The sequence below is a fragment of the Elstera litoralis genome, from assembly GCF_000963705.1.
GTDB lineage: Bacteria > Pseudomonadota > Alphaproteobacteria > Elsterales > Elsteraceae > Elstera > Elstera litoralis.
The window spans coordinates 1-7,321 of sequence record NZ_LAJY01000323.1; the positions used below are offsets into that span (position 1 = coordinate 1).

General features: G+C 61.9%; 8 protein-coding genes and 2 pseudogenes. 5 read left to right on the forward strand and 5 right to left on the reverse strand.

The window, feature by feature from the left end; all coding sequences use genetic code 11:
• Window positions 1-144: flagellar basal body rod protein FlgB (locus VZ95_RS28885; protein ID WP_332308089.1), on the reverse strand; the 144-nt coding region annotated here is incomplete at its 3' end.
• Window positions 145-308: 164 nt separating this feature from the next.
• Here VZ95_RS28885 and VZ95_RS12750 point away from each other — a divergent pair.
• The 5 genes from VZ95_RS12750 (at window position 309) to VZ95_RS12770 (ending at window position 3,312) form a co-directional block, all read left to right on the forward strand.
• On the forward strand, window positions 309-668 hold the full coding sequence (locus VZ95_RS12750; protein WP_045776184.1) for an EscU/YscU/HrcU family type III secretion system export apparatus switch protein: 360 nt from the start codon (window positions 309-311) through the stop codon (window positions 666-668).
• Window positions 669-702: 34 nt separating this feature from the next.
• On the forward strand, window positions 703-1,092 hold the full coding sequence (locus VZ95_RS12755; RefSeq protein ID WP_045776185.1) for a hypothetical protein: 390 nt from the start codon (window positions 703-705) through the stop codon (window positions 1,090-1,092).
• A gap of 1 nt (window position 1,093) precedes the next feature.
• Window positions 1,094-1,471, forward strand: a complete 378-nt coding sequence (locus VZ95_RS12760; protein WP_052711737.1) for a FliO/MopB family protein — start codon at window positions 1,094-1,096, stop codon at window positions 1,469-1,471.
• A gap of 1 nt (window position 1,472) precedes the next feature.
• Window positions 1,473-2,255, forward strand: a complete 783-nt coding sequence (gene fliP, locus VZ95_RS12765) for a flagellar type III secretion system pore protein FliP (protein WP_156995278.1) — start codon at window positions 1,473-1,475, stop codon at window positions 2,253-2,255.
• A 169-nt stretch (window positions 2,256-2,424) separates the two neighbouring features.
• Window positions 2,425-3,312, forward strand: a complete 888-nt coding sequence (locus tag VZ95_RS12770; RefSeq protein ID WP_045776186.1) for an EamA family transporter — start codon at window positions 2,425-2,427, stop codon at window positions 3,310-3,312.
• On the opposite strand, the gene VZ95_RS12775 is transcribed toward VZ95_RS12770, so the two are convergent.
• From VZ95_RS12775 to proS, 4 genes and pseudogenes are all read right to left on the reverse strand, one after another.
• Complete coding sequence (locus VZ95_RS12775) at window positions 3,278-3,946, reverse strand: ABC transporter ATP-binding protein (protein ID WP_045776187.1); 669 nt, start codon at window positions 3,944-3,946, stop codon at window positions 3,278-3,280. The genes VZ95_RS12770 and VZ95_RS12775 overlap by 35 nt on opposite strands.
• Window positions 3,939-5,185 (reverse strand): annotated as a pseudogene (locus VZ95_RS12780) (lipoprotein-releasing ABC transporter permease subunit). Before VZ95_RS12780 ends, VZ95_RS12775 begins: the two are co-directional and overlap by 8 nt.
• A 198-nt stretch (window positions 5,186-5,383) precedes the next feature.
• Window positions 5,384-5,626: an antitoxin gene (locus VZ95_RS12790; protein WP_045776188.1), complete on the reverse strand. Its 243-nt coding sequence runs from the start codon at window positions 5,624-5,626 to the stop codon at window positions 5,384-5,386.
• A 120-nt stretch (window positions 5,627-5,746) separates the two neighbouring features.
• A pseudogene (gene proS / locus VZ95_RS12795) lies at window positions 5,747-7,059 on the reverse strand (proline--tRNA ligase).
• Window positions 7,060-7,321 lie beyond the last annotated feature (262 nt).

Below are 7,321 nucleotides of genomic sequence, written 5' to 3' on the forward strand. Positions count from 1 at the left end.
RAAATTCTGTTGGCGAAGATCGCTCGGGCGATAGTTGGGCGTATCGGAATTCGCAATATTCTGGGACAGCACCTTATGCCGGTCGCCCAGATAATCCATGCGCTTTGCCATCAACTGCATCAGATTGGTTTTGCCGTCGCTCATCGTCTACCATCCTATCAGAAGCCTTAGGAACTTTGCCTCAGGCCAGGACCCGAAGCAAGCAAAGCCCACGCCAGCTTTCAGACTTAGGTTTATGCTTGGTCAAAGCGTTTGTCTACAGTATTTTAGCATTGAAAGCTGACTTACCGCATGAAGGATGTTCCGCGATGAGCGACTCCCAAGACCGCCCCTCGGAATCTTTTGCCGAGGGTAAAAAGCGCCGCCCAATCGCCGTGGCCCTCAATTATGAGAAGGGTGATCTGCCCAAGGTGGTGGCATCCGGGCGCGGCGCGATTGCCGAGAAGATTGTCGAAATCGCCTTCGCCAATGGCGTTAAGGTGCGCGAGGATCGCGACCTTGTGGAACTGCTCTCGGCGGTCGAATTAAATTGTCCAATCCCCGTCAATTGTTTCGAGGCAGTTGCGGAGATTCTAAGATACCTTTATCAAGCCAATGCGCGATTGGGTGGAATGCCCGTCGCGGAGTTTGATGAGGCCTCACCCGCCTCGCCGCATCATCGTTATTAAGCCGCCGCGTCGGGTAATTGGATAGAGAGAGACCGTGACCGAACCTCCCGCCCGTTCCCCAGCCCGCAAAGCGCCCGCGCCGCGCGGCCCCGCTCCCGATCCGACCGCGCTCATCGACGGTTTCAACCGGGTGATCCTGGCGTTGGAAGCCGCATTATCGACGCTGCACGAGGAAGGCTCCGTCGATCTTGCCGGGCTCGACGATGAAATCGAACGCCTCTGCATGGCGACGATGAAAATCACCGGCCCCGCCGCCGATCCCGTGTTGAAGCGGATGGGCGCGATGACCGATCTGCTGGAAAAACTCAGCACCCAACTCAGTGAGCGTATGGCCGAAGGCAGCGCGCACGAGCAGGTTGAAGCGCAAGCCAAGCACCGTTCGGCCATTTCGGCCTACCGCAAACCCGAACAGGGCGAGGGATGATATGGGTGCCGATGTGTTGAATGACGGCTACATTCGCTTTGTGGCCGGGCTGCTGGCGGTTCTGGCGATGATTGTCGTGGCGGTTTGGGTGGCAAAGCGCTTAGGGCTCGGCACCACGACCGGGTTTCGCGCCAAAGGCCGCCGTCTCTCGTTGGTCGAAGTCATGCCGCTCGATCAAAAGCGTAAGCTCGTGCTGGTGCGCCATGATGAAACCGATCACCTGATTTTGCTGGGTGCCACCCACGAAACATTGCTGTCCTCCGGCGCGGCCCCCCTTACAGCGGCCCTGGCCGCAACCGCCCCGGCCCCCGCTCCAGAGCGCGAGCCGGGCGATAAGGCCCGGAAGAACCCGTTTCTTGCCGCCGACCGGGAGGCCTAGCATGCGCCGCACTCAAGGCTCGACCTTCGCCATCGCCGCCAAATGGGGCGCGCTCTACGGTCTTGCGAGTTTTGTCGTCATGCTCGGGCTGCTGTGGACCGACCCGGCGATGGCCCAGGCCCTAACGCTGGACCTCGGCGAAGGCGGCGGCAGCACCACGGGCCGCATCATCCAAACGATGGCCATGCTGACGGTGCTCAGCCTCGCCCCGTCGATTCTAATGATGGTGACATCCTTCACCCGCATCGTCATCGTTCTCTCGCTGCTGCGCAACGCCATCGGTATGCCGCAGTCGCCGCCGAACTCGGTGATGGTGGCGCTGGCCGTGTTTCTGACCGGCTTCATCATGCAGCCCACCTTCGAGCGCGCCTATAATCAGGGGGTGCGCCCGCTGATGAACGAAGAAATCACTGAAGCCCAGGCGCTCGACCGGACGATAGAGCCCTTCCACGGCTTCATGATTCGCCATGTCCGCGAAAAAGACCTGCGGCTTTTCTTCGACCTCGCCCGGACCGAACCCACCGCGACCGCCGAACAAACGCCGCTGCGCGTCCTCATCCCGGCCTTTATGATTAGCGAGCTGCGCCGGGCGTTCGAAATCGGCTTCCTGCTGTTCATGCCCTTCCTCGTCATCGATATGGTCGTCGCCTCGATCCTGATGGCGATGGGGATGATGATGCTGCCGCCGGTGATTATTTCCCTCCCTTTCAAGCTGATTTTCTTCGTGCTGGTCGATGGCTGGTATCTGGTCGCGGGCAGTTTGGTGCGAAGTTTCGGGGAGTAGCGGGGCGCTGCCCTGCAATAAGCGCGTTTCCAAAGGGCCGCTGCCCTTTGGCAGGGGTGCGGGGACAGCGTCCCCGCCGCAATATTGCCTCCCGGACAATTCACATCTGGACAGCGGAGATCGGGCGCGCTTGGGTTAGGGGTGTTATTTCTGCCGTTGAGTCCCCGCTATGCCGCTCGCCCACTCCGCCCTTGCTTTGCTGATCGCCGCCGTTTGGGGCTTCAACTTCGTTACCATCAAGCTTGGGCTCGATGGCATGCCGCCACTGCTGTTCTGCGGGTTGCGTTTTGCCATTGCCGCCCTGCCGTTGCTGTTTTTGCGCGGTGGGCCGCCGGTGGCGTGGCGCTATGTGATCGGCATCGGGCTTGCGCTCGGCGTGGTGAAGTTCGGGCTGCTGTTTACCGCCATTAAGATCGGCATGGGCGCGGGGCTCGCCTCGCTGCTGATGCAGAGCCAAGTTTTCTTCACTATTTTGGCAGCGGCGGTGCTGCTTGGCGAGCGGGTGACGCCGGTCGCCTTGCTCGGAATGCTGATTTCGGCGGGCGGTCTTGCCTTGCTGGCGCTGGATCTGCCGCTGGGCACCAGCCTGATCGGCTTCGGCATGGTTATTCTGGCGGCGATGTGTTGGGCCGTGTCGAATATTCTCACTAAGAAATCGGGCAGCCGGGATGCGTTTCGGCTGATTTCCTGGGTCAGCCTGGTGCCGCCCCTGCCCTTATTCGCCCTGTCGCTGCTGATCGAAGGGCCGGAGGCGATTGTGACCTCCGTGACCCAGGCGACGCCCTTGACCGTGCTCTCGCTGCTCTATGTCGCCGGGCCGTCGACCATTCTCGCCTTCGCCGCCTGGAGTTGGCTGCTACAACGGCATTCAGCGGCGAAGGTAACGCCGTTTGCGCTGGCGGTGCCGATCTTCGGCCTGCTTTCCGCCGCGCTGTTCCTCGGCGAAAAGCTCGACGCGATGACGCTGTTCGCCTGTGGCCTCGTCTTTGCCGGGTTGGCGCTCGCCATCCTCGGCCCGAGCCTCAGACTGGCACGACCGCTCCGTCCCGCAGCGTAACCACCCGGTCCATTCGCCGCGCCAACTCTAGATTATGGGTGGCGATCAGCGCCGCGAGGCCGGTGGTGCGCACGAGCCGCATCAACTCGGTAAACACACCCTCCGCCGTCGTCGGGTCGAGATTGCCCGTCGGCTCGTCGGCCAGCAGCAGTTTCGGCTGATTGGCGATAGCGCGAACGATGGCGACGCGCTGCTGCTCCCCGCCCGACAGCTTGCCGGGGCGATGGCTGAGCCGATCTTTCAGGCCGACAATCGTCAGCAACTCCGTCGCCCGCACCGCCGCCGCCCGGCGCGAGACGCCCGCGATCATCTGCGGCAGCACGATATTTTCCAGCGCCGAAAACTCCGGCAAAAGCTGGTGAAACTGGTAAACGAAGCCGATGGTGCGGCGGCGCAGGGCCGTGCGCGCCGTATCGTTCAGCTTGGCGCTCGCCTGCCCATCGACCTCAATATCGCCGGCGGTTGGGCTGTCGAGCAGCCCCGCCATATGCAGTAGCGTCGATTTCCCCGCGCCGGAGGGGGCGATGAGCCCGACCATCTCCCCGGCATTCAGGGTGAAATTCACATTGCGCAACACGGTAAGCGCGCCGTAGGAACGCTCGACGCCGCGCAAGACCAGAACCGGCTTACTCATAGCGCAACGCCTCCACCGGGTTCAGCCGCGCCGCGCGCAAGGCCGGGTAAATTGTGGCGAGCAGGCTGAGGCTGAAGGCCATCGTGACCACCTGCAACACTTCCCCCACATCCATCTTGGCGGGCAGCCGCGACAGGAAATAGATTTCCGCCTGAAAGAGCTGCGTGCCGGTCAGGTTTTGCAGGAACTGGCGGATGCTTTCGATATTCTCGCAGAACAGCACGCCAATCAGCAGCCCCGCCCCCGTGCCGATAATGCCGATGCTCGCACCCGACAGCAGGAAGATGCGCAGGATCATGCCGCGCGTCGCCCCCATCGTTCGCAGCACCGCGATATCGCGGCCCTTATCCTTCACCATCATAATCATCGAGGAGATGATGTTGAAGGCCGCCACCAGAATGATGAGCGTGAGGATGAGGAACATTACATTGCGTTCCACCTGGATCGCATTGAAAAAGCTGGAGTTTGCCTGCTGCCAATCGACGGCGCGCACCCCCGGCGGCACAAGGCCGGAGAGCATATAGGTCATCACCGCCGCCTTGTTCGGATCGGTCAGCATAATCTCGATGCCCGACACCGCCTCCGGCAGCCGGAAAAAAATCTGCGCGGCGCTGAGCGGCGCATAAACATAGGTATTATCATACTCATACATGCCGACTTCGAAGACCCCGGCGATGCGGTAGGTCTTGATGCGCGGCACCGAGCCGAACGCGGTGCTTTCACCGCGCGGGGACAGCACGGTCAAACCGTCGCCGAGCTTCAGGCCCAGGCGATAGGCCATGCGGCTGCCGATCAGCACACCATCGTCGCCCATATCCTCGATACTGCCCTGGCGGACTGAATCGGCGATCAGGCGGCGCGCGCGCAGATCGTCCGGCGTCATCCCCCGCACCAGCGCGCCCCCGGCGACGCCATTGGCGCTGACCATCACCTGCCCTTCGACCATCGGGGCGGCGAAAACCACGCCGTCCATCGCCTTCAGGCGCGCGACCAGCGCATCGGCATCGGGAATCGCCTGCCGCCCGGCGCGCTGATGGTGATATGGCCGTTCAGCCCCAAAATCCGCCCCAGGAGTTCAGCGCGAAACCCGTTCATCACCGCCATCACGATAATGAGCGTCGCCACCCCCAGCGCGATTCCCAGCAGGGAGAACCACGCGATGACCGAAATGAACCCCTCCTGCCGCCGCGCCCGCAGGTAGCGAAAGGCCACAAGCCGTTCAAATGCCGAAAAGATCATTTTCTTCCCTAATCCGCTAAGGCTGAAGCCAGTTTTCGACCTGAAGCCCCGCAGAACAGCCATAACGAAGCTCCGCCGCCACGATAATGCTCGTGCAGATCGCGGCCTCACCGACCGCCCGAAGACGGTTTGCCGCAGGGCCTGATGGATTCTTAATCAGATCACTCAAGATATTCGTGTCGAGCAGATAGAGGGCCGTCAAAAGATGTCCTCGGGCGCACTCGGCGCATCGTCGATGCTGGCGATATCCTCGGCCAGCGGCTGCCAGCTTGCCAGAAGGCCGTTTGGGGGAATGGACTCGATAATCAGCCGCCCGCCTTCCCGCCGCATTAGCGCCGTATCGCCGGGCAACTCGAACTCCGCCGGAATACGAACGGCTTGATCGCGCTGATCGCGGAACAAGCGCACAGGCCGGGCATGTGACTCGAAGCCTTGGGTCATTCCACTTTCCCCCGCCTAGTACGCTAAACTGCTCAGCGCTGAGTTTAGCAGAAAGAAAGCCGCTCAATTCTGGCTTTTTTACGGGCGCGGCAGGGCTTTCTATAACCCTGCCGCCTAACCTCACGCCCCCAACCGCGCCAGCGCGTCCGCCACCGACAGCTCGTCCCGCTGGCCGGTGCGGCGGTTCTTGAGTTCAACGACGCCCTTTTCCAGCCCGCGCGGCCCGATGATGAGCTGCAAGGCAGGCCGATCAGGTCCATATCGGCGAATTTCACGCCCGCGCGTTCGTCGCGGTCGTCGTAGAGCACGTCGACGCCTTTGGCCGTGAGCGCGTCGTAAATTTCTATCGCCTTCGCGTCGGAAGCGGCATCGCCCGCCTTCATCGTGATAATGCCGACGTGATAGGGCGCAACGGCGTCCGGCCAAATGATCCCCGCCTCGTCGTGGCTCGCCTCAATGATCGCACCGAGCAAACGCGACACGCCGACGCCGTAGGAGCCCATATGCAGCGGCGCAACCGACCCGTCGGCTTGCGTGACGGTGGCGTTCATCGGCTTCGAATATTTTTCGCCGAAGTAGAAGATGTGGCCAACTTCAATCCCGCGCGCCGAATGCAGCCGTTCCGCCGGAACCGGGCAAGCCGCAGCATCGTGCTTTTCTTCGGTGGCGGCATAGAAACCCGTCGCCCAATCGACGAAGGATTGCAACTCTTCGGCGCTTTTCGGGGCCTTATCGAGCACATCCAGATCGAGCCAATCCTGATCGCAGAAGACCTGGCTTTCGCCCGTTTCGGCGAGAATGATGAACTCGTGCGACAGGTCGCCGCCGATGGGGCCGGTATCGGCCTTCATCGGAATCGCCTTCAGCCCCAACCGCGCATAGGTGCGCAGGTAGGCGAGGAACTGCTTATTATAGCTGATGCGGGCCGAAGCTTCGTCAATATCGAAGGAATAGGCATCCTTCATCAAAAACTCGCGGCCCCGCATCACGCCGAAGCGCGGGCGGACTTCGTCGCGGAACTTCCACTGAATATGATAGAGATTGAGCGGCAACTGCTTGTAAGAGCGAACGAAAGTGCGGACGATATCCGTCACCATTTCTTCGTTGGTGGGGCCAAAGAGAAGCTCGCGCTCGTGCCGGTCGGTGATGCGCAGCATCTCCTTACCGTAATCATCGTAGCGCCCGCTTTCGCGCCACAGGTCCGCCGATTGGATCGTCGGCATCAGCAGTTCCACCACGCCCGCGCGGTTTTGCTCCTCGCGCACAATGGCTTCCACCTTATTCAGCACGCGCAGGCCGAGCGGCAACCAGGCGTAAATCCCGGCGCTCTGCTGGCGGATCATGCCCGCACGCAGCATCAGCCGATGCGAGGCGATTTGCGCTTCAGCGGGATTTTCTTTTAAGGTGGGGAGGAAAAACTGGGACAAGCGCATGAAAGGTCTCGGACTTTATAGGGAACAGCCGGGCGCGACTTTAGGCGGCGCGGCGGCCCTTGTCCACGCCCATGCGGCCCCGCCCCTTAGCGGTAGCCCGCCGCGCGGCAGCGTTCGATCAGATCGTCATTGCCGCCAGTGAGGGGCCGCCCATTGAGCAGGGTCGAGCCCTCGGGCGTTATCTGAACGGTGCCGACCGTCGTCTCGCCCTGAAGCGGGCCGCGCAGGCGCCCGCCATAGGCGTTCGGATCGACATACAGCC